Genomic DNA, 19729 nt, shown 5'->3' with positions numbered 1-19729 from the left:
GGTCGAGGATGGCGGGGCCGGGATGTCCCCGGCCGATCTGGAGGTCCGTCCGTGAGCAGTGCCGACGCCGACCCCGACTCCGCCGACCGTGCCGACGACGAGGACGCCGACCGGGGGCTGGTGGCGCGGCCGGCGCGGGAGCGGGTCACGGCGGCGGACGGGCGGGTCGTGTGGGACTTCGGCGCGACGGCGTTCCTGCGGGAGCCGTGTCCGGACACCGCGCATCCGGGGCTGTGGCAGCAGAGCCGGCTGTGCGCCCGTGCCGGGCTGTACGAGGTGACCGGCGGGGTGTACCAGATCCGGGGCTTCGACCTGTCGAACATGACCCTGGTCGAGGGCGAGCGCGGCGTGGTCGTCGTCGACCCGCTGATCTCCGCCGAGTGCGCCGCCGAGGGGCTCGCCCTCTACCGCGCGCACCGGGGGCCGAGGCCGGTCACCGCGGTGGTGTTCACGCACTCCCACATCGACCACTTCGGCGGCACCGAAGGGGTCGTCGGCCCGGACGACGACGTGGAGATCGTCGCCCCGCGGGGCTTCATGGAGCAGGCCGTCGCCGAGAACGTCTACGCCGGCACCGCGATGCTGCGCCGCGGCGTCTACCACACCGGTGCCGGGCTGGAGCCGGGCCCGCGCGGGCTGATCGGCGTCGGGCTGGGCTTCACCGCCTCCTCCGGCACGCCCTCCCTGCCCCCGCCCACCCTGGAGATCACCCGCACAGGCCAGGAGGAGGGCCTGGACGGCGTGCTGTTCCGCTTCCAGCTCACGCCGGGCACGGAGGCGCCGGCCGAGATGAACTTCCATCTCCCCGAGCGCCGCGCCCTGTGCATGGCGGAGAACGCCACCCACACGCTGCACAACATCCTCACCCTGCGCGGCGCCCTGGTCCGCGACGCCCGGATCTGGTCGTACTACCTCACCGAGGCGATCGGCCTGTACGCCGCCGGCTCCGACGTCGTGTTCGCCTCCCACCACTGGCCCACCTGGGGCACCGGGCGCCTCACCCGGTTCCTGTCGGAGCAGCGCGACCTCTACGGCTACCTCCACGACCAGACCCTCCGCCTGCTCAACCGCGGCCTCACCGGCACCGAGATCGCCGAGGAGCTCGAGCTCCCGCCGCCACTCGCCCGCGCCTGGCACGCGCGCGGCTACTACGGCTCCGTCAGCCACAACGTCAAGGCGATCTACCAGCGCTACATGGGCTGGTACGACGGCCACCCCGCCTCCCTCTGGGAGCACCCGCCCACCGAGTCCGCCCTCCGCTACGCCGACTGCATGGGCGGCGTCGACGCGGTCGTCGGCAAGGCCCGCGCCTACGCGGCCGACGGCGACCTCCGCTTCGCGGCCCAGCTGCTCAAGCACGCCACCTTCGCCGACCCCGCCCACCCCGGCGCCACCGCACTCCTCGCCGACGTCTTCGAACGCCTCGGCCACGGCGCCGAATGCGGCACCTGGCGCAACAGCTATCTCACGGCCGCCCGGGAACTCCGCACCGGCGTCACCCCGATGCCCGTGTCCCCCGCCGCCATGGCCACGGCCCTGACCGTGGAGCAGCTCTTCGACGCCCTCGCGATCCGGATCGACGGCCCCCGCGCCTGGCCCCACGCCCTGAGCGTCCTGTGGACCTTCACCGCCCCCGACGAGACGTACCGCACGACCCTGTCCAACGGCGTCCTGGTCCACCACCCCGCGGAGCCCGGCGGCGACGCGGACCTCACGCTCACCCTCACCCGGGAGCGACTGCCCGGCGTCCTCGCCGGCGGCGGCCTCGACGGCCTCGCCCACACCGGGGACCCGGGTGTGCTGGCCACCCTGCTGTCGTTGCTGGAGACACCCGACCCGGCGTTCCCCGTGGTCACGCCGTAGTTGTCACACCGCGGTCGGCACGCCTCGGTCGTCACCCCGTGGTGGAGCTGGCCGACCCGCGGGCCGGCCCGGCGTGTTCCACGGGATGCGCGGCCAACTCAGGCCACGTGCCATTCGATGTAGCTGGGGGTGCGCCCGTCGGGGGTCGTCTCCACCACCGAGTAGCGCGGCGACCACCGGTGCCAGTGCAGGCTGCCGGCGATCCACAGTCCGAGGTCGTTCATCGAGTCCTCGACCCGGGACCAGGCCTCGTCGGGCATCCCGAACAGCGGGCGCAGCGCCCGTAGATCGCGGCAGGCGGCGAGATAGTCCCGGGTGGCCGTCTCGATCATGGCGGACGCCGAGGCCAGCGCCCCGGGCCAGTCGGTGGACTGCTGGTCCAGCAGGAACGGCACCAGATGGTCGTACGATCCGCGGGCCGTCTCCTTGCGGATGGAGTACACGTCGTTCGTCCAGCAGATCGCGTCGGAGGCGGACGCGCGGACCGCCTCGTAGGCGTCGACCGAGGTGATCTCCTCGGGGACCTCGCTGAGGTTGCCGGTCTCGATCAGGTCGAAGCTGAGTTCGCAGCCGGAGTGGATCCGGCGGCGCCGCAGATGGGTGTAGAGGCTGGCCGCGTCCCGCGGTTCGTCCGGCACGTGCTGGAGCATCGACTGGCCGACCCAGTCCGCGTAGTGGGCGACGTAACGCTTGCGCCAGGCCACGGACATGGGGCGGGCCGAGCGCTCCCACAGGTCGGCGGCCGCCGCGGTGAGCGGGCTGGTGGGGCGGGGGGCGTTCATGTCCGGCGGCATCTGGGCGAGGACTTCCCGGCAGATGCGTATCCGGTCCTCGTGGGTGGTGTCGGCGTGGCCCTCGTCGAGGAGGTCGTCGAGGATCCAGTTGTAGGCGTTCCACTCCGACATCAGGTCGAGTCTGCGGGCGCGGGGGTAGGTCGCGGCGCAGAAGTAGCCGTAGCCGGCGTTGTAGAAGCGGTCCGCGGCGGCGTCGCTGCGGATCAGGTCGAACTTCCTGGCCCAGAGGAACAGACGGTCGTCCGCGCCCTCGGCCTCGGGATGCAGCCGGTGTTCGACGGGGCACCAGAGCGCCGGTATCTCCATCGTCACGGGCAGTTCGTGCGCGATGCTCACGGGTGGTCTCCTCGGTTCCGGACGTTTTCACTTGCGAGCGTGTGCACGCGGCTTCAGCCCGTAAGTGACGCGAGTCGCCCGAAGCCTCCCCCTGCCGAATGGCGCATAACCGTTCATGACTTGCCATAGGCTTACCTGGCTCGAATATGCCCCTACCCCAGGTAGGCGTCCGACTTCAGCACGCTACTCCCTCCGAACTGACGTCCGGGTCATTTTCGAACGACCGGACCGGACCGGCATATGCAACGGAATGAATGACTCCACGACCTGCGACGACGCTTTCAGTGATCCACAGCGACGTTCATGACCGTTTTCGATCTCCCAGGTTTCAATCGCCGAACTCACGGGTAGGGAGAAGTCTTCCGGTCGAGCACCCCACGAATTCCGGCCAATTCACCGGGATTTCAGGCCCGGTGATCCCCGTTTTCGCCGCCGTCGCGCCCGTTTCCCGCCACGGACGGGGACATCCGCCGCCCGAACGTTTCTGCGTCCATCCAGACATCCGGTGGCACAAATCGTTCGTTCAGGCCCTCGGCCGAGAGCACATGGGCGCCGAGTTTGCGATGGCGCAGAGCGATCGTGGTGTCGTCGACGCGCATCCGCGGCACCAGCCGGGTCGCGGCCTGCGTGAAGTCCGTGAGCCCGCCCGGCGACGTCAGCCAGGCGCACACGGCGAGGTTGTACGGGCCGGTCACCGTCGTCACCGTCCGGGTGCCGCGCAGCCGGGTCAGCGCGGACGACGCCGTCGGGATCTCGGCGGGCGGCACCCGCGCCCCGATCAGCGCCCACACGGGGCGCCCCGAGTAGCGCGGGGCCACCTTGCACACGTACTGGAAGGCGGGCCCGCGCTCCATCGTCTCCAGCCGCCGGCGCACCGTCGATTCGCTCAGCCCGCACTGCTCCGCCAGCGCCGCCGCGCTCCGCCGCGCGTCCTCGGCCAGCGCCAGCAGCAGCCGCCGCCCGGCCCGGTCGGGCGCCTCCACCCGGAACGCGCCGCGCGCCGGCTGCGGCCCCAGCTCGACGAGGCGCCCCCGCTGCGCCGGCGTCAGCCTGCCGTGCGGCCCCGGCGGCACCCGCCCGTACACGGAGGTGATCAGCCGCAGCCGGGTGGCCCGCACCCCCGGCAGCCGGTGCACCCGCTCGGTCACATAGCGGTCGATGTCCGCGGGGTCGGGCCGGATCACCTGGGCCAGCAGATCGGCGCGGCCCGTGACATGCGCGACGAACAGATTGCCGGGGTCGTCGACGAGCGCCGTCGCGGTGACGTCCGCCTGCCCGGGCACGCAGTCGACCTCCAGCCAGGCGGCGCACAGCCCCGTCTCGCCCGCCCCCAGCGGCAGTGCGCCCGCCCAGGCACATCCCTGTTCGGTCAGCCGTGCCCAGCGCCGGGCCAGGGTGTCCGGCGAGACCCGCAGTACGGCGGAGAGCTGCGCCCAGCTGGCCCTGGGGGCCAGGCGCAGCGCGTCGATCAGTGTGAGATCCACCTCCGTGACGACGGATTTCACGTGCCCGCGTCCTCTCCTCGGTGGATCTCCTCCAAAAGCCGGTAGTGCGCCCGCGCGCGCCGCCACCATGGGTTCCGGAGCCTATCCGGTCGACCCGGTATATGGCGCTGTCATACAACGGGGACTGGTTTTCGGCTGCGTCGGACTGCGGAGGTTCGGGGGCGATGAGCGAAGTCCCGCCCGGTGGCGGGCGCTTGAGGGGGCGGGACCGCGAGGTGGACGCGGTGCTGATGCGCCTGCACGCCACCCGGCTGGTCACGCTGACGGGGGTGCCGGGGGTGGGCACGACCGGGCTGGGGCGGGAGGTCGCCGAGCAGGCCCGGCTGCGCGACGGACGCGACGTGGTGTGGGTGTCGGGAGCGGGCGACACCGGCGGGCTGGCCGAGCGGCTGCGGCGCCGGTTCGCGGGCGGGCGCGAGGCGCTGCTCGTGCTGGACGGCTGGGACCATCCGGCCCTGGTCGCCGAACTCCTTGACGTATCCCCGCGGCTGCGGCTGCTGGTGGTGGCGGACCGGCCGCTGGGGCTGCCGGGCGAGGACGTGCTGGTGCTGCCCCCGCTGGCGGTGCCGGCGCCGGACGCTCCCACGCCGGACCTGCGGCGGCTGCCCGCCGTGGCCCTGCTGGCCGACCACCCGGGCGCGGACGCGGTCGTCGAGGCGCATCCGGCGCTCGCGGCCGAGGCGTGCCGGCGCGCGCAGGGGATCCCGGCGGCGCTGGTGGAGGCGTCGGCGTGGCTGGCGGGGCCGGACACCGCGCCGGGCGACCTCGACGCGATGGAGCACGCGTTCACCCACGACGGGCGCTGGGCCGAGTCCGCCGCCCGGTCCTACGGGCGCTGCTCGGAGGCCGAACGCCTGCTGTGGCGGCGGCTGTCGGTGTTCCACGGGGCGTTCGACAACGATGCCGTGCTCGCGGTGTGCGTCTGGGGCGCACTGGCGGCCGACGAGGTGCGCGCGACGCTGGCCCGGATCGCGCCGTTCACCCTGCTCCCGGTCCCGGACGCCGCGGGCTCCCGCCGGCTGCTGCCCGCCGCGCTGCGCGCGCTGGGGGCGCGGGAGCTGGGGCGCGGGGGTGAGTACGAGACCCTGCTGCTGCATCACCGGCGGTGGTTCGTGGGCCGGGCGTGGCAGGCCGCCGCGTGGTGGCGGGCGGGGCGGCAGTCGCAGGCCCGGGAGCTGGCCCTGGCCGAACTGGCCGATCTGCGGGCGGCGATGGACCCCCGTACCGCGCCGGGCTCGGCGACCGCGGAGGCCGGGACGGCGCTGGACGTCGCGGTGGGGCTGTGGTTCCTGTGGGTGGTGTGCGGACGTGCGGCGGAGGGGCGCGAGCGGTTGCGTACGGCGCTCGACGCGCTGCCCGCCCCGGCGCCCGCCCGCGCGCTGTGGCTGTCGGCGTGGCTGGAGCTGGACTGCGGCGCCCCGGCGACGGCCGCCCGGCTGATCGCCGAAGCGACGCGGTCCGCCGCCCGGGACGACGACGCCCACTGCCTGGGCCTGCTGGCGCATCTGCGCGGCGCGATCGCCCTGTGGAGCGGCGACCCCGCCGGGGCCATCCCCGAGCTGCGCGCGAGTCTGGGGCTCCTCGACGACACCACGCCCTTCGGCCCCGGCCGGGAGCTGATCCGCGTCTCCCTCGCCCTCGCCCTGGCCCGCACCGACCCGGCGCAGGCTCGGGAGGTGGCGCGTCCGGACGTGGCGGACGACCCGTTCGCCGAGGCCTGGCTGCTGCGGGCGCGGTCCGAGCTGCTGCAGGGCGCCGGGGATCTGACGGCCGCCCACGACGCGGCGGAGGGGGCGGTACGCACGCATCTGGCGTACGGCACCGGCTTCGGCGCCGTGTGCGCCGCCGAGCAGCTGGCCGTGCTGGAGGCCGAGACGGGGCGGCTGATCCGCGCGGCCCGGCTGCTGGGCGCCGTCGACGGCCTGGGCCTGGCCGGCCCCCCGGCCCCGTACCGCGAACCTGCCCGCCGCCGCTGCGAGGCGCTGCTGACGGCGGGCCTGCCGCAGCCCCGGCGCGAACAGGCGTACGCGAGCGGGGCGCGCGTGGGGCTGCGCGGGCTCGTACGGACGGTGTGAACGCGCGCGTGCCCGGGTCCCGCGAGGGGGACCCGGGCACGGCGTCGGTTCACATACTGGTCATGCAGGTGAGCGCCGGCGCGGACGCCGGAGCGTCGGCCCCCTGGACCACGAAGCCGTACGTCGTGGTCGCGCCCGGTGCCACGGTGGCGTTCCAGGCGGCGTTGTGCACCGTCAGGTTCGTCCCCGAGAGGGTGTACGTGCCGTTCCACAGGGAGTCGATCCGCGCGCCGCTCGGCAGCGTCGCGTGCACCATCCAGCTCGGCAGCGGCGCGGTGCCGGTGTTCTTGATCGTGACCTCGCCCTGGTAGCCGCCGGTCCAGCTGCCGGTGGTGCGCTGGGTGGCCGTGCAGGTCTGGGTGCCGGTCGGCGGGTCGCCGTCGCCCGGGTCGCCGTCGCCGGGGTCGCCGCTGCCGGGCTGGCCGACGCCGGTGACCTCACCGTTGCCGCCGTCGAAGGTGACGTCGGAGCAGCCGTAGAACGTCTCCTGGCTGTCGGAGCGGGTCCATACGCTGTAGATGAGGTGGCGGCCCGACTTGTTCGGCAGGTTGCCGTTCCAGTAGTAGTGCCCGTCGTTGCTGCCGGGCGAGCCGACCATCGCCGGGTTGGTGACCGACAGGAACGGCGTGTCCTCCAGGTCACTCCAGGCCAGCGGCTTGCTCGGGTCGTACGTCGACTTGGTGACGTACATGTGGAAGGTGCCGGGGTGCGCGGCCCAGTTGCTGTACTTGAACTGCCAGTTCGCGCCCGCCGTCAGATGGGTGACCGGCCAGTTCACGTTAGTGTTGTTGTAGCCGGTGAAGTTCGGGTTGCCGCCGCTGCACAGCTGGCCGTCGGGGATGAAGCCGCGGGTGCGGCCGGCGCCGTCCGAGCGCAGCACCGAGAACCAGTTGTAGAGCGAGTTCGCGCCGGACGTCGCGACGGCGGTCTGACACGCCGGGTTGACGGGCACGATGTTGCCCTGCGGGGTCAGTCCGTCCTGCCAGCACAGATACGTGCGGCTGCCGGGCGTCATCATCGCGCCGTGCGCCGCGGCGGGGCTCGCCGAGAACGCGACGAGCGCCGTCGCCAGGGTCGCCAGCACTGCGAGCAGTGAGACGAGCGGTTTGGGTCGCCGTAGGCGGGTGAGCATGGGGGGTTTCCTCCCGGGGGGTGTCGGGTGTGAGGGTGTCCCGCCGGCCGGTGGGAGCTTCCGGCCGGCGGGACGTCGGTGCGGCTCTTGCGGGTGGTACGGGTGGTGCGTTCGTACGCTCTTACGCCGGCGGGGTGCCCCAGGCGAGGCTGGTGCCGGTGTACGCCGGGATCTTCGGGGCGTCGGTCCAGGACGTGGCCGTACCGCGGCTGTAGTCGCCCGTCTCGTCGAAGTTCGACCAGTCGGACTTGGCCAGCCGCAGCTGGATGTCCCCGGTGTTCGCCCCGGCCGCGAGCGAGCCGGAGGCGAAGCCGACCTCAAGGTACGAGTCGGCGCCCGCGACCGGCGCCGGCAGCGTGACGACGCTCAGCTTCAGCCCGGCGCAGCCGACGGCGGCGTAGTCGCAGTAGGCGTTGACCGAGGCGGAGCCGTCGCGCGTGAAGTAGTAGCGGACGGTCGTCGTGGCCAGGTCCAGGCCGCCCTGGCCGGTGTTCGCGACCTGGAGGCTGGGCCGGATCTGGTTGTCGGTGGCCGAGGAGTCCCCGTTGCGGTAGCGCACCGCCACCGACCCGGTGGGCTCCGGCTCGCCCGGTGGTGTCGTCACCGAGAACGGAGACGTGAACGGGGAGCGGTTGCCGGCCCGGTCCCGGGCGCGGATGGTGTAGCGGTACGTCGTCTCGGGGCTGAGGCCGGTGTCGGTGTACGAGGTGCCGGTCACCGTGGCGATCAGCACGCCGTCGCGGTAGATCTCGTACGCGGTGACGCCCGTGTCGTCGGTCGACGCGTTCCACCGCAGCGTGACGGACGACGGCGTCGACGCGCCCGCCGCGACCGCGCCCGGGGTGCTCGGCGCGGTGGTGTCGTCGGGGTTCCCGCCGCCGTACACGTCGGAGACGCTGATGCCGGTGGTCGAGCCCTCGCCGCCCAGGGGGACCTCGTGGTCGAGGCTGACGAACTTGCCGCCGCTCTGCCACAGCGCGGGCTTGAGCAGCGCGTACTTCGCCTCGTCCCAGGTGGTCCAGTCGTTGTTCAGCAGACCGCCGGTGTCACCGGAGTTGGGGTTGATGCACCAGAACGTCTGGTGGATGCGGTTGTCGACGATCAGGTCGCGCAGCGCCTTCATCCACTTCTCGTTCGGCCCGCCGTCCATGAAGCCGCCCCATTCGCCGATGAGCAGCGGGGACTTGTTCTCCTTGTGGAGGTACAGCCAGTTGGGGTCCCAGACGTCCCGCTCCAGCGTCGTACGGCTCCACTCGCCGGAGAACCACGGCTGCTGGAAGACCAGCGGCCCGTAGTCGTGCGGGGAGTAGACGAGCTGGTCGTTGTTGCCCGCGCCGAGGTCGACGGGGTGGTCGCGGGCGCCGCGCAGATTGCCGCCCCACCACATGCCGTAGTAGTCGGTGGGGGTGGTGGAGGTCCAGCTCACGCCCGCCTTGGGGTAGATCTCGATGCCCTCGCAGAGGATCAGCACGTTGGGGTTGATCGCCAGCATCCGGCGGCCCGCGGTCTGGCAGGCGTACTTGAAGTTGTCCTGGTCCGTCGAGCTGTCCCACTTGGCGCGCGGCGAGGTGTTCGCGGTGCCGTGCGGCTCGTTCTTCACGTCCATCGCGACGAGCGTGTCGTCGTTGCGGTAGCGGGTCGTGACCCATTCCCAGGCCGTGTAGAAGTTCTCGGTGGTGATGGTGCCCTTCCACCACACCGGCTGGACGTGCCCGGAGTTGTCCGCCTCGGCGCTGTGCACGTCGAGCATCACCTTGATGCCGAACTGCTTGCACAGGGAGAGGAAGTAGTCGAAGACCTCGAGCGTCGTCTTGCCGGTCAGCTCGGGGTTCGCATAGGTGTTCACCTGGCTGGGCACGGTGGCCTGGCCGGCGCGCCACTCCAGCAGCAGCTGGGTGGAGATGGGGACGCGGACGAGGTTGATGCCGCGCTGGGCCATGGAACGGGTGAGCGTGGTGATGTTCGCGGACCACAGGCCGTGGAAGACGCGCTCGGAGGCGTTGAAGCCGAACCAGTTGGCGCCGGTGAGCCAGACCTCGTGGCCGGCGGAGTCCACGATCTTGTTGCCGCTGGTGTGCAGCCAGTCGTCACCGGGAGCCGCGGCGGCCGCGGATACGGCCTGCTCGGGCGGTTCGGCCGCCGACGCGACCAGTCCGGTGCCGGTGCCGGCCCCCGTCACACAGAGCAGCGCGGCGGCGGCCGCTCCGGCGATACGGGCCCGCAGCCCGCGTCTTCTTCTTCCCGGGACGCGCGGGCGTCGGGCAAGGATGTGCCCCATAACGTGTGCTGCCTTCCGTCGATCAAGAGACGTCGATTCGCAGCAACCGAGATGGGAGCGCTCCCAGCCGCTCCACCATGAAGCCACCGTGCGCTGCGCATGTCAACAGTGCGCGGGCGGAAGAGCGGTGGAATCCCCCGGGCGCGCGGGCCGAGCCCCGCGCGCCCGGCGGGCGTCAGACGTGCAGCGCGCGCAGCAGCATCGGCAGCGAGGCGTGCAGTTCCCGCTGCCAGTACGCCCAGGCGTGGGTGCCGGGGCCGTAGAAGTGGGTCACGAGCTGTGTGGCGCCGGCCCGCCGGAGCTGGTCGGCAAGCGCGTGGTTCTGCCGGTTGAAGTCCGTCTCCAGTTCGCTGGTGCGGCCGGGCGGGTCGAGCGGTCCCGTACTGCCGTCGCCGCACGAGAGGTAGACGGGGATCGACTTCAGCGCGTGCGCCAGGTAGTACGGGTCGTGCGCCTGCCAGATCGCGCGCTGGGCGACCGGGTCGCCCCAGACCCGCAGGGGGTCGCCGCCCTGGCCGGCGAAGTAGCCGAGGATCCGGTTCACGGACTCCTCGTTGAGCAGGGGGTGCGCGGAGCCGGAGTACGCCGCGGTGGCCCGGAACATCCCCGGGTGGCGGGCCGCGTACAGCAGCGCGCCCTGGCCGCCCATCGACAGGCCGGCCACGACCCGGTTGGTGCTCGCGCCCCAGCCGTGCTCGAGCAGCTGCGGCAGCTCCTTGGTGTGGAAGGTCTCCCACGCGGGGTCGCCGCCGGCGCCGTAGTTCCACCAGTCGCTGTACCAGCCGTTCCAGCCGGCCTCGGGCATGACGACCAGCACCTTGCGCAGGGCGGGCGTGTCGGCCACGTCGGTGAGGGCGGTCCAGGAGGTGTAGTCGCCGCAGCAGCCGTGCAGCAGCCAGAAGGTGGGCCAGTGCTGCCGCTTGTCGGCCGGGTTCCAGCCGTCGGGGGTGAGCAGCCGGACCTTGACCGTGCGGCCGCCGAGGGCGGTGGAGCGTACCGTCAGATCGACCTGGCGCTCGGCGACCTGTTCGACGGCGACGACCTGGGCGCCGGCGGCACCGGCGGCTTCGGCGGCGGACGGGGGTGCGTCGTCCGCGAGGACGGCGGGGGCCGGGACGAGGACGAGCAGCAGGGTGAGGAGCAGGAGACGGACTCGACGGGAGATGGGAACTCTCATGGGGCCTCCGGCGATCGGCGATGACAGGACAGGCCCCCGCCGGGTGCGATTCCCGGCGGGGGCGTTCTTCGGGCAGGTCAGTCGCGGCCCGGCAGGATCAGCAGCGCGTCGCCCACGGGCCGTTCACCCGTCGCGTCGGACGGATGATTGATCATCTCTTGGCCGACGACCATCGTCGTGGAACCGCCGCCGTCGAGATTCACGGCGTCGCGCAGCCCCAGCGACTTCGCGACCGCCGCGGCCTCGGGGATGCTGAGGCCCAGCGAGTCGGTGGCGCGTCCGTCGGCGGTGACGAGCACGATGCGGCCCTGCGCGTCGGTGCCCGCGATGGTGCGCGGGTTCCGCTTGTGCATCCAGCCGTAGTAGAAGTTCACGTTCCCGGGCTGCACCATGCCGTCGGCGGCCGGCGTGACGTGCAGCCGGCCGTCGCGTACGAGCTCGGGGCCGCCGTTGACGATGCTGGTGCCGGGCGACGGGTCGACATGGGCGCCGCGGCCGTCGAGCAGCGTGCCCGTGACGCGCAGCCTCTCGCCGGGGCGGGCCAGGTCCGTCAGCGCGGCGGCCGAGGTGCCGGTGGCCTGGACCGAACTGCCGCCGGCCGGGAGGCCGCCGCCGCGCGGGGAGCGGAGCTGGACGACCTCGCCGCGCCGGTCGAGGACGGCCTCGACGCCCTCGCCCTGCGGGGTGCTGCCCGCGTACTCGGGGGTGAAGGCGATGAGTTCGTCGGTGTCGGTGCAGGTCAGGTCGTGCATCGGGTGGGCGGTCGGGAGGTCGTCCGCGGTGCCGCCGCAGTTGCGGATGAGGTTCGGTACGCGGTTGATCCCGTCCAGCGCCAGGCTCCCGTGCGGGCCGGTGACCTTCCCGTCCCAGTCGAGCCGGGTGACGCTCGCCCGCCGGCCGCCCTCCTGGACGACCAGCGCCGGCCTGCCGCTCACCGGCTCGCTCAGCAGCCGCCCGTCGTACACGCCGACCCCGGCTGGGTCGCCGGGGGCGCCGGCCTTGGGGTCGAGGACGAAGAACCCGGCGTTGACCGCCGCGAGGGCGCCGGCGGCCCGCGACAGCGCGGTGGTGGTCTCGCGGGCCTCGATGTCGGGCCCGTACGACCCGGTGAGCCGCCCGTGGAAGCGGCTCGGGTCGATGGTCAGCACGTCCACCCGCCACGGCCCGGGGTCGGCGGACTCCCCGTCCCACCCGGTGTACCAGGCGGTCCCCGTGTAACCGGCGTTCCGCAGCCGCGTCCGCTCGGCGGTCGCGTCGGCATTGGACCCGAACGAACCCACCCGGACCCGCCAGCCGAGCGAACCCCCGGCGAAGTCGGCGGTCGCCGGCGTGGTCACCTCCTCGGCCCGCGCGCCGAACCCGTCCGCGTCCAGCGCGGCGGCCAGCTGCTCGGCGCTCGCCCGGTCCCGCAGCGCGGTGGCCGGCGCGTCGGGGTCCGGCGATCCCGCGCCGCCGGGGACGACCATCTCGACCGTCCAGGGCAGCGGCGCCGCCTCGGCCCCGCGCACGATGCGGGTGAGGGTGACGCCGGGCTCGAGGGTCGTCGTCGCCCGGGTCTCGCTCAGCCCCGCGGGTCCGAGGGGGAGCCCGGGCGCGGGCTGGGCCTGGGCGGCGGGGACGGACGCGCCCGTAAGGACGAGGAGGCCGAGCGCGACGCCCGTACCGAGGAATCTGTGCTTCACGGCACCACTCTCATCACGATGGGGCGCCCTACGGGTGGCTGGAACCCACAGCGCCCGATGATTGGAACTGCGCCAAAGATGCGCGTTACAACCATCAAGAGTCAAGACTCGCGGGCCAGTTGGGGAGGGAGTTAAGCCGGCAGCCATTCAGTGTTCGACGTCAAAGACGTTCTTCTGGATGCCGTTCGCGTACGCCTCGTGCTCGACGAGCTTCAGCTTCTGCGTGTCCTTGTCCGCGCTGCTGAACAGCCGCCCGCCCGCGCCCAGCAGCAGCGGGAACACCAGCAGGTGGTACCGGTCGATCAGCCCGGCGTCGGCCAGTCCGTGGTTGAGCGCCATGCTGCCGTGGACGATGATCGGCCCGCCCTCGGTCTCCTTCAGCGCCGCGACGTCGTCCAGCGAGCGCAGGATCGTCTGCTCGCCCCAGCCCTCGACGAGGTCCTTCTCGCCGAGGGTGGTCGACACGACGTACTTGGGCATGGGCCGGTACGCCGCGAACTCCTCCATGGCCGGCCAGACCGGGCTGAACGCCTGGTAGCTGACCCGGCCCAGCAGCATGGCGGACGCCTCCTGCATCTCCCGGCCCTTGAGCTCGTACGCCTCGGGCACGAACTCCATGTCCTTGAACGTCCAGCCGGAGTTGCGATAGCCCTCCTCGCCTCCCGGGGCCTCCATGACGCCGTCGAGCGAGACGAAGGCCGAGCTGATCAGGGTGCGCATTGCGGTCTCCTTGCATCGGGTCGCTGTTTTTCCTGCTGCCCGTACTGACCGCGGGAGGCGCGAGAACTCATCGGCGTCTGCTCACAGCAGTTCGGGGCGGTGCCAGGCCGTTCCCAGGACATGGTGGTCCAGGAACGCCATGAAAGCCTCATACCAGACACGGGTGTGGTTCGGGGCGAGGATCCAGTGGTTCTCGTCGGGAAAGTACAGGTACGACGCCGGAACCCCGTGCCGCTGCAGCTCCTGGAAGAGCGCCGCCCCCTGGCCGACCGGTACGCGGTAGTCCTTCGCCCCGTGGATCACCAGCATCGGGGTGCGGATCGCCGCGACGTCCGGATGCGGGGAGTCGGTGCCGTAGCGCTCGGGGCGGGTCAGCGGGTCGCCGAAGATGCGCTGGAAGTACCAGGGGCTGTCGGTGTCGTTCTGGAACGCCCGCATGTCCCACAGTCCGGCGTGCGTGACGATCGCCTTGAAGCGGTCGGTGCGGGTGGCGATCCGGTTGGCCATATAGCCCCCGTACGAGCCGCCGCCCAGCGCCGTGCGTCCGGCGTCGATGTCGGGGCGGGCCACGGTGGCGTCGGCCAGCGCGAGGACGTCGGCCTGCGGCCGGCCGCCCCAGTCGCCCCAGGACCGCTCGTGGTTGGCCTGGCCGTAGCCGGTGGAGTGGGCGGGGTCCGGGAGGAGGACGGCGTAGCCGCGGGCGGCGAAGGGCCACGGGTTCCAGCGCCAGGTCCAGGCGTTCCAGCTGCTCTGCGGTCCGCCGTGGACGGCGACGAACAGCGGGGCCGGGTGCGCGGCGGAGGCTCCCTCGGGCAGCACGAGCCAGCCGCGCAGGGGGAAGCCGTCGTCGCCCGTGGCGGTGACCTCGGTGAGGGTGCCGGGGAGTTCGCCGGTGTCGCCGGGGGCGGGGATCGCGGCGGGGGTCTGGTCGACGGCGGCGGAATCGAGGCGGACGGGACGGGGCGGGCTGTCGATGGCGTTGCGCAGGGCGTAGAGGGTGCGGCCGTCGGGGGTGACGCGCAGGGAGGTGTACGCGCCGGAGGCGGTGAGCCGGGTGACGGTGCCGTCGGGGGCGCGGCGGAAGACGGGGGCGTGGCCGCGTTCGTCGGCGGTGAACCAGAGGGTGCCGTCCGCCGGGGAGACGGTCGCGGCGGAGGGCCAGTTCGGGAAGCCGGGGAGGAGGTCGTGCTCCTCGCCGGTGGTCAGGTCGAGGTGGACGAGGGTGGAGTCCCAGGGGGTGTCGTACGTGGCGTAGGTGTTCCGGACGCAGATCAGGCCCGCCCCGTCGCCGGTGAACACCGGGGATTCGTACATGAATTCGGCCCCGCCGAGTACGTTCAGCTCCTCCCCGCTCGCCGCGTCGGCCACGACCACCGCACTGCGGTGTCCGTCCGGCACCTGCCCCGGCTCGAAGCGGGTGTACGCCACGCGCGTGCCGTCGGGCGACAGCGCCACGTCGGACGGGTCCTCCAGCCCGATCCCGAGCCCGCCGGCGTCGGTCACCGCGCCGCCCTCGCCGCGGACGAACGCGTGCGGCTCCTCGGGGCCGAGGTCGTGGTCCCAGGCCCGGGTGGGCCCGGACTCGTAGAGGATCGCGGTGACCTTGGCCTCGTCGCGGGCCCTGCGGAGCTTGCCGTGCGCCTCGGCGTCGGCGGCCCCCGGCAGCAGACCGGCGATCCAGCCGAGGGTCCCGGCGTCACGGGCGACGGCGTAGCCCTCGATGCCGCCGGGGTGGCGGGCGACGACGACCGCCTCGCCGCGTTCGGGCAGCGCCCACAGCGCGGCGCCCGCGTCGTCACCGGAACCGGAACCGGAGGCGGCGGCCGGGTCGGTGTCGGCGCGGGCGGAGAGGAAGTACAGCGTCCCGTCGGGCCCGAACGCCGGGGCGGACTCGCCCTTCACGGACCGGGTCAGCCGCCGCGCCTCCCGCTCCCCGCCCGGGTCCAGCTCCCACAGGCCCGACACGAACCGGGTGCCGTCGCCGCCGAGCTGTTGCACGGCGGCGATCAGCCGGGTTCCGTCGGGCGAGAGCGCGAGGGACGAGACGCGGGGGGTGGCGACGAAGGCGCTCAGATCGTGAAACGCGGTCGTGCCACGGGTGTTCTTGGGCATGCGGGCGATTCTGCCGCGCGGACGCCACCGGGAACAGGGGGAATACCCCCGTCCTGCAAGCCCTTTCCCTACAGGTCGAACTCGTAGGGGAGCAGGCCGACCGCGTAGCAGGACTCGCGGATCACGTTCTTCTCCTCCTCGCCGAACGTGCCGTCCGCGCCGCCGATGACGATGCCGATCTGGATCGTCGCCCGCGCCTCGACGGGCTTCTCCTTGGTCTTGGCGATCTCCTGCAGCACGGCCACCTTGCCGAAGTCGAAGTCGGCGGCGAGGCGCTCGAGGTTGGCCTCGTACAGCTGGCGCAGATCCTCGGCGGGGAAGTGCTGGAGGACCTCGTTCGTGGTGATCAGCTTGGCGACCCGCTGGCGCTCCGCGGGGTCGATCTTCCCGTCGGCGGCGGTGACCAGCGCGCAGATCGCCATGCTGGCGTCACGGAAGGCGGCGCCCTTCAGGTCGTGCTTCTTCGCGAGCAGGGCCGCCTGTATCTTCGCGATCGATTCCTTGAGGACATCCCACAGCGCCATGAACTCTCCAGACAGTCGGGTCGGGGCCCGACTCACCCCCGACGGCTTCCGATACGCCGCGGCTCTCCGCGGCAGGTAAGAAACTAGCCGATTAGGCCGCACAGCGGCCAAGCGGTCGGTGGGTAACCGCACGGTCAAGGCGCGACGGCGGCCTCCCCGGGCCGGGCCCGCAGGGCGAGGGACGCGGGGAGCAGGATCGCGGCGAACGTCAGGGTCACGGCGCCGGTGACGATCGCCGCGTAGATCCACCGCGGTCCGCCGGGCAGCACCGACCCGTCCAGCGCCTGCCCGAACGGGATCAGCGCACCGGCTGCCACGGCGGTCCCGAGGACGATTCCGGCCAGCGCGGTGACCAGGGCCTCGACGGCCGTCATCGCCAGCACCTGGGCGCGGGTGGCGCCGATCAGCCGCTGCAGGGCGAATTCGGCGCGGCGTTCGGCGGTGGCCACGATCAGCGCGTTGACCAGCGCGATCACCGCGTAGCCGACGACCACGGAGGCCAGCAGCCACGTCGCCGCCCGGCCGGTGGGGTCGCCCTGCCCGTACGCAGCCTTCGCCTCGGCGCGGTCCGCGACGATCTGGCCGGGGGCGGCTTTTCGCAGCGCGCCGGTCAGTTCCTCCGGCAGCACACCGGGCTTCGCCTTCACCAGGATCTGCGGGAGTTCACCGCCGGTGGTGTGCGGGAGCAGCGCCTCCGCCGGCACCATCGCGTACCCGAACCCGCGCGGCGGCTCGAACGTGCCGACGACCGTCAGCACGCTCACCTCCCCGTCGCCCCAGCGCAGCCGTACCCGGTCGCCGACCCGTGCGTCCCGGTCGGCGGGGAGCACGATGCTGTCCCCCGTCAGGTCCGCGAAGTCGCCCCGGACGGCCGGTCGTCCGACGGTCTGCGGGGCGCCGGAGGCGGTGACGCCCTGGAGGTCGATACGGGACGGCCGGACCGTACGGTCGCCGGCCACCGTCTCCAGCCGACCCTCCCCCGGCACCGACGCGGACGCCCCGGCGACCTGCGGCAGCCGGGCGAGCGCGGGCACGAGGGAGGGCGGGAGCGCGCCGTACGGCGAGGTGACCACGGCGTCCGCCTTCAGGCCGTCGGCGAACATCCGTCCGCTCGCCTCGTCCTGACTGGTCTGCAGATAGATCAGCGCGGTGGCCAGCCCGGTGACCAGCATGATCGGTACGACGGCCGCCGCCAGCCGGACCCTTCGCACGGACGCGTTCTCCGTCGCCAGCCGTCCCGGCAGCCCGGTGAGCCACCCCACCGGCCGCAGCAGCACCGCCAGCCACCGGCACAACCCCGGGGACACCAGCGCGATCCCGACCGCCCACAGCATCGCGGCGGGCGCGGCGGTACTGGCCGCGACCGGCCCCGTCATCACCGTCGCCGTGACAACGGCGAGCGCGGTGGCACCGCCCAGCGTCAGCACGGCCAGCACCGCCCGCACCGGACTCACCCACCGCGTCTGCAGCGTCGCCTCCGCCATCGCCTCCGTCGGCCGTACCCGCGACACCCGCCGGGACGCGATGAACGCGGCGGCCAGCGCGGTGAGCAGCGTCGTCCCGAGGCCCGCGAGCCGGGGGATGTACCCCTGCCGGAAGACCATCTCGCCGGGGATCAGCTCCCGTTCGACCAGCACGTCGTACAGGACGTGCCCGAACGCCGACCCCGGCACCAGCGACAGCCCCGCCGCGAACAGCGCGACCACGGCCGTCTCCGCCATGACCATCCGCCGCACCTGCCCCGGCGTGACGCCGATCGTCCGCATCAGGGCCATCTCGCGGCGCCGTTGCTGGACCAGCATGCCGACGGTGCTGCCCACCACGAACACGGCGACCATGGCGGCCAGTCCCCCGAACGCGCCCGCGAGGGGGATGAGATTCTGCCGCCCGCTGATCGCCTCCGGGAACTCGGCCACCCCCCGGTCGGCGCCGCGCAGCACCCGTACACCGGGCACGGCGTCCCCGATGGCGTCGGCGAGGGCCGCCGGGTCGGTGTGCGGGGCGGCGAGTACGCCGACGTCGTCGATCTTCCCCGGGCGGTCGTACAGGCGCCGCGCCCGCGCGTCGGTGAAGAACAGCACCGGCCGGCCGGTGGCCGGGCTCGCGGCGACCCCGCTGACGCGGAAGGTGTGCGGGACGCCGCGTACCGCCGCCTCGAGCCGCGCGCCGGGGCGGACGCCGAGGGCGGACGCGGTGGTCCGGTCGAGGACCACGTCGCCGTCCGCACGCGGCCGGACGCCCGCGACGAGGCGGTACGGGGCGAGCGCCGCGCCCGACCAGCCGTGGCCGGTGGCGCCGACCGAGCGGGCGCCGAGCACGGTCACCGGGACGGAGACGTCCGGCACGGCCGCCCGTACCCCCGGCACCTTCGCCACGGCGTCCGCCACATCCGCGTCCAGCAGCACCCGTTCCGTCATGGGATCGGTCGCCGTGCCGACGGCGTGCCCCGGGTAGTCCTGGCTGCCGGTGACCACCACCGGCGCGGCGGCGAGCCGTTCGGCCCGTACGTCCCCCCGGATCCCGGTCTCCAGCAGCCCCCCGCAGCCCTGGACGACGACCCCGCCGGCGAACAGCGCGACGAGCGCCGCCAGGAAGGCGCCCGTACGGAACCGCAGCGTCTTCAGCGCGAGCCCCACCATCAGCCGGCCAGCTCCCCCCACGCCCCCAGCCGGGTCATCCGCCCGGCCACCTCCTCGACGGTGGGCCGGGTCAGCTCGGCGCTCACCCGGCCGTCCACCAGGAACACCACCCGGTCCGCGTGCCCGGCGACCACCGGATCGTGCGTGACGACCACCGCCGTCTGCTCCCCGGTGTCCACCGCCTCGCGCAGCAGCCCCAGGATCTCCAGCGCCGTCCGGGTGTCCAGCGCCCCGGTCGGCTCGTCCCCGAAGAGCAGCACCGGCCGGGTGACCAGCGCCCGCGCGATCGCCACCCGCTGCTGCTGTCCGCCGGACAGCTCACCGGGCCGGTGTCTGCGGCGGGACGCGAGCCCGGTGCGTTCGATGACGTCGTCCACCAGCCGGCGGTCGGGCCGCCGGCCGGCCAGGCGCAGGGGGAGGGTCACGTTGTCGACGACAGTCAGGGCGGGCAGCAGGTTGAAGCTCTGGAAGACGAACCCGATCCGCTGCCGCCGCATCCGGGTCAGCGCCCGCTCGCTCGCCGCCGTCAGGTCCCGTCCCTCCAGCAGCACCCGCCCGGACGTGGGCCTGTCCAGCAGCGCGGCGCAGTGCAGGAACGTGCTCTTCCCCGACCCGGAGGGCCCCATCACGGCGGTGAACGACCCCCGCCGGAAGCCCAGGGACACCCCGGCCAGCGCGGTGACTTCCCCGCGCCCCCGTCCGTACACCTTCCGCACGTCCTCGAGCCGCAACAGTTCCTCGGACATCGTCGTACCCCGGCTGCTCATTCCTCCGAGGCTAGGAAGCCGGCCGCCCCGGGAACATGGTGCTGCCCCCACTCCTGACCGGGGGGACAACCCTCGGGCGGGGCTCCTTGTATGTGCTTTGTATGCCGGTCTCCTTCAATCGCCGG

13 protein-coding genes are annotated in these 19729 nt (G+C 73.2%); 2 read left to right on the top strand and 11 right to left on the bottom strand.

All coding sequences use genetic code 11. The annotated features are described in order from the left end of the window. The first annotated feature begins 51 nt into the window (after positions 1-51). On the top strand, positions 52-1863 hold the full coding sequence (locus SRB5_RS18430) for an alkyl/aryl-sulfatase (RefSeq protein ID WP_323378122.1): 1812 nt from the start codon (positions 52-54) through the stop codon (positions 1861-1863). Positions 1864-1961: 98 nt separating this feature from the next. Here SRB5_RS18430 and SRB5_RS18425 read toward each other — a convergent pair whose 3' ends face one another. Together SRB5_RS18425 and SRB5_RS18420 are read right to left on the bottom strand one after the other, a co-directional pair. After that, positions 1962-2993 (bottom strand): terpene synthase family protein, encoded by a 1032-nt coding sequence (locus tag SRB5_RS18425; RefSeq protein WP_153453334.1) that lies wholly within the window; start codon positions 2991-2993, stop codon positions 1962-1964. 404 nt (positions 2994-3397) lie between these two features. Beyond that, positions 3398-4498: an Lrp/AsnC family transcriptional regulator gene (locus SRB5_RS18420; RefSeq protein WP_194292953.1), complete on the bottom strand. Its 1101-nt coding sequence runs from the start codon at positions 4496-4498 to the stop codon at positions 3398-3400. Positions 4499-4662: 164 nt separating this feature from the next. On the opposite strand from SRB5_RS18420, the gene SRB5_RS18415 reads away from it, so the two are divergent. After that, on the top strand, positions 4663-6573 hold the full coding sequence (locus SRB5_RS18415) for an ATP-binding protein (protein WP_153453330.1): 1911 nt from the start codon (positions 4663-4665) through the stop codon (positions 6571-6573). Positions 6574-6622: 49 nt separating this feature from the next. On the opposite strand, the gene SRB5_RS18410 is transcribed toward SRB5_RS18415, so the two are convergent. The 9 genes from SRB5_RS18410 to SRB5_RS18370 all read right to left on the bottom strand — a co-directional run bounded on the left by SRB5_RS18410 (position 6623) and on the right by SRB5_RS18370 (position 19604). Beyond that, positions 6623-7705, bottom strand: coding sequence for a lytic polysaccharide monooxygenase auxiliary activity family 9 protein (locus SRB5_RS18410; RefSeq protein WP_153453328.1), 1083 nt, complete (start codon positions 7703-7705; stop codon positions 6623-6625). Positions 7706-7826: 121 nt separating this feature from the next. Next, positions 7827-9983, bottom strand: coding sequence for a cellulase family glycosylhydrolase (locus SRB5_RS18405; RefSeq protein WP_153453326.1), 2157 nt, complete (start codon positions 9981-9983; stop codon positions 7827-7829). Positions 9984-10158: 175 nt separating this feature from the next. Beyond that, positions 10159-11160: an alpha/beta hydrolase gene (locus SRB5_RS18400; protein ID WP_153453324.1), complete on the bottom strand. Its 1002-nt coding sequence runs from the start codon at positions 11158-11160 to the stop codon at positions 10159-10161. A gap of 77 nt (positions 11161-11237) precedes the next feature. Continuing rightward, positions 11238-12842 carry a phosphodiester glycosidase family protein gene (locus SRB5_RS18395; RefSeq protein ID WP_323378121.1) on the bottom strand — a complete coding sequence of 535 codons (1605 nt, stop codon included), beginning with the start codon at positions 12840-12842 and terminating at the stop codon, positions 11238-11240. Positions 12843-12989: 147 nt separating this feature from the next. Next, positions 12990-13562 (bottom strand): dihydrofolate reductase family protein, encoded by a 573-nt coding sequence (locus SRB5_RS18390; protein ID WP_153453320.1) that lies wholly within the window; start codon positions 13560-13562, stop codon positions 12990-12992. 81 nt (positions 13563-13643) lie between these two features. After that, positions 13644-15674 (bottom strand): S9 family peptidase, encoded by a 2031-nt coding sequence (locus SRB5_RS18385; protein WP_153453318.1) that lies wholly within the window; start codon positions 15672-15674, stop codon positions 13644-13646. Positions 15675-15742: 68 nt separating this feature from the next. Then, entirely contained in the window at positions 15743-16198 is a 456-nt protein-coding gene (locus SRB5_RS18380; protein WP_153453317.1) for a tellurite resistance TerB family protein, read from the bottom strand. A 134-nt stretch (positions 16199-16332) separates the two neighbouring features. Further along, on the bottom strand, positions 16333-18837 hold the full coding sequence (locus tag SRB5_RS18375; protein WP_153453314.1) for an ABC transporter permease: 2505 nt from the start codon (positions 18835-18837) through the stop codon (positions 16333-16335). Continuing rightward, positions 18837-19604: an ABC transporter ATP-binding protein gene (locus SRB5_RS18370; RefSeq protein WP_194292952.1), complete on the bottom strand. Its 768-nt coding sequence runs from the start codon at positions 19602-19604 to the stop codon at positions 18837-18839. The genes SRB5_RS18375 and SRB5_RS18370 overlap by 1 nt, the downstream gene beginning before the upstream one ends. Between the last annotated feature and the right edge of the window lie 125 nt (positions 19605-19729).

The organism is Streptomyces smaragdinus (genome assembly GCF_009604385.1).
Lineage (GTDB): Bacteria > Actinomycetota > Actinomycetes > Streptomycetales > Streptomycetaceae > Streptomyces > Streptomyces smaragdinus.
The sequence above is the reverse complement of the archived record's forward strand: the minus strand, read 5'-3'. Positions and strand labels throughout refer to the sequence as shown.

Excerpts from the sequence above, each read along its gene's own strand:
- SRB5_RS18375 (WP_153453314.1), bottom strand. The coding sequence starts at position 18,837 with ATGGTGGGGCTCGCGCTGAAGACGCTGCGGTTCCGTACGGGCGCCTTC.
- SRB5_RS18370 (WP_194292952.1), bottom strand. The coding sequence starts at position 19,604 with ATGAGCAGCCGGGGTACGACGATGTCCGAGGAACTGTTGCGGCTCGAG.
- SRB5_RS18405 (WP_153453326.1), bottom strand. The coding sequence starts at position 9,983 with ATGGGGCACATCCTTGCCCGACGCCCGCGCGTCCCGGGAAGAAGAAGA.
- SRB5_RS18385 (WP_153453318.1), bottom strand. The coding sequence starts at position 15,674 with ATGCCCAAGAACACCCGTGGCACGACCGCGTTTCACGATCTGAGCGCC.
- SRB5_RS18380 (WP_153453317.1), bottom strand. The coding sequence starts at position 16,198 with ATGGCGCTGTGGGATGTCCTCAAGGAATCGATCGCGAAGATACAGGCG.
- SRB5_RS18400 (WP_153453324.1), bottom strand. The coding sequence starts at position 11,160 with ATGAGAGTTCCCATCTCCCGTCGAGTCCGTCTCCTGCTCCTCACCCTG.
- SRB5_RS18415 (WP_153453330.1), top strand. The coding sequence starts at position 4,663 with ATGAGCGAAGTCCCGCCCGGTGGCGGGCGCTTGAGGGGGCGGGACCGC.
- SRB5_RS18390 (WP_153453320.1), bottom strand. The coding sequence starts at position 13,562 with ATGCGCACCCTGATCAGCTCGGCCTTCGTCTCGCTCGACGGCGTCATG.
- SRB5_RS18410 (WP_153453328.1), bottom strand. The coding sequence starts at position 7,705 with ATGCTCACCCGCCTACGGCGACCCAAACCGCTCGTCTCACTGCTCGCA.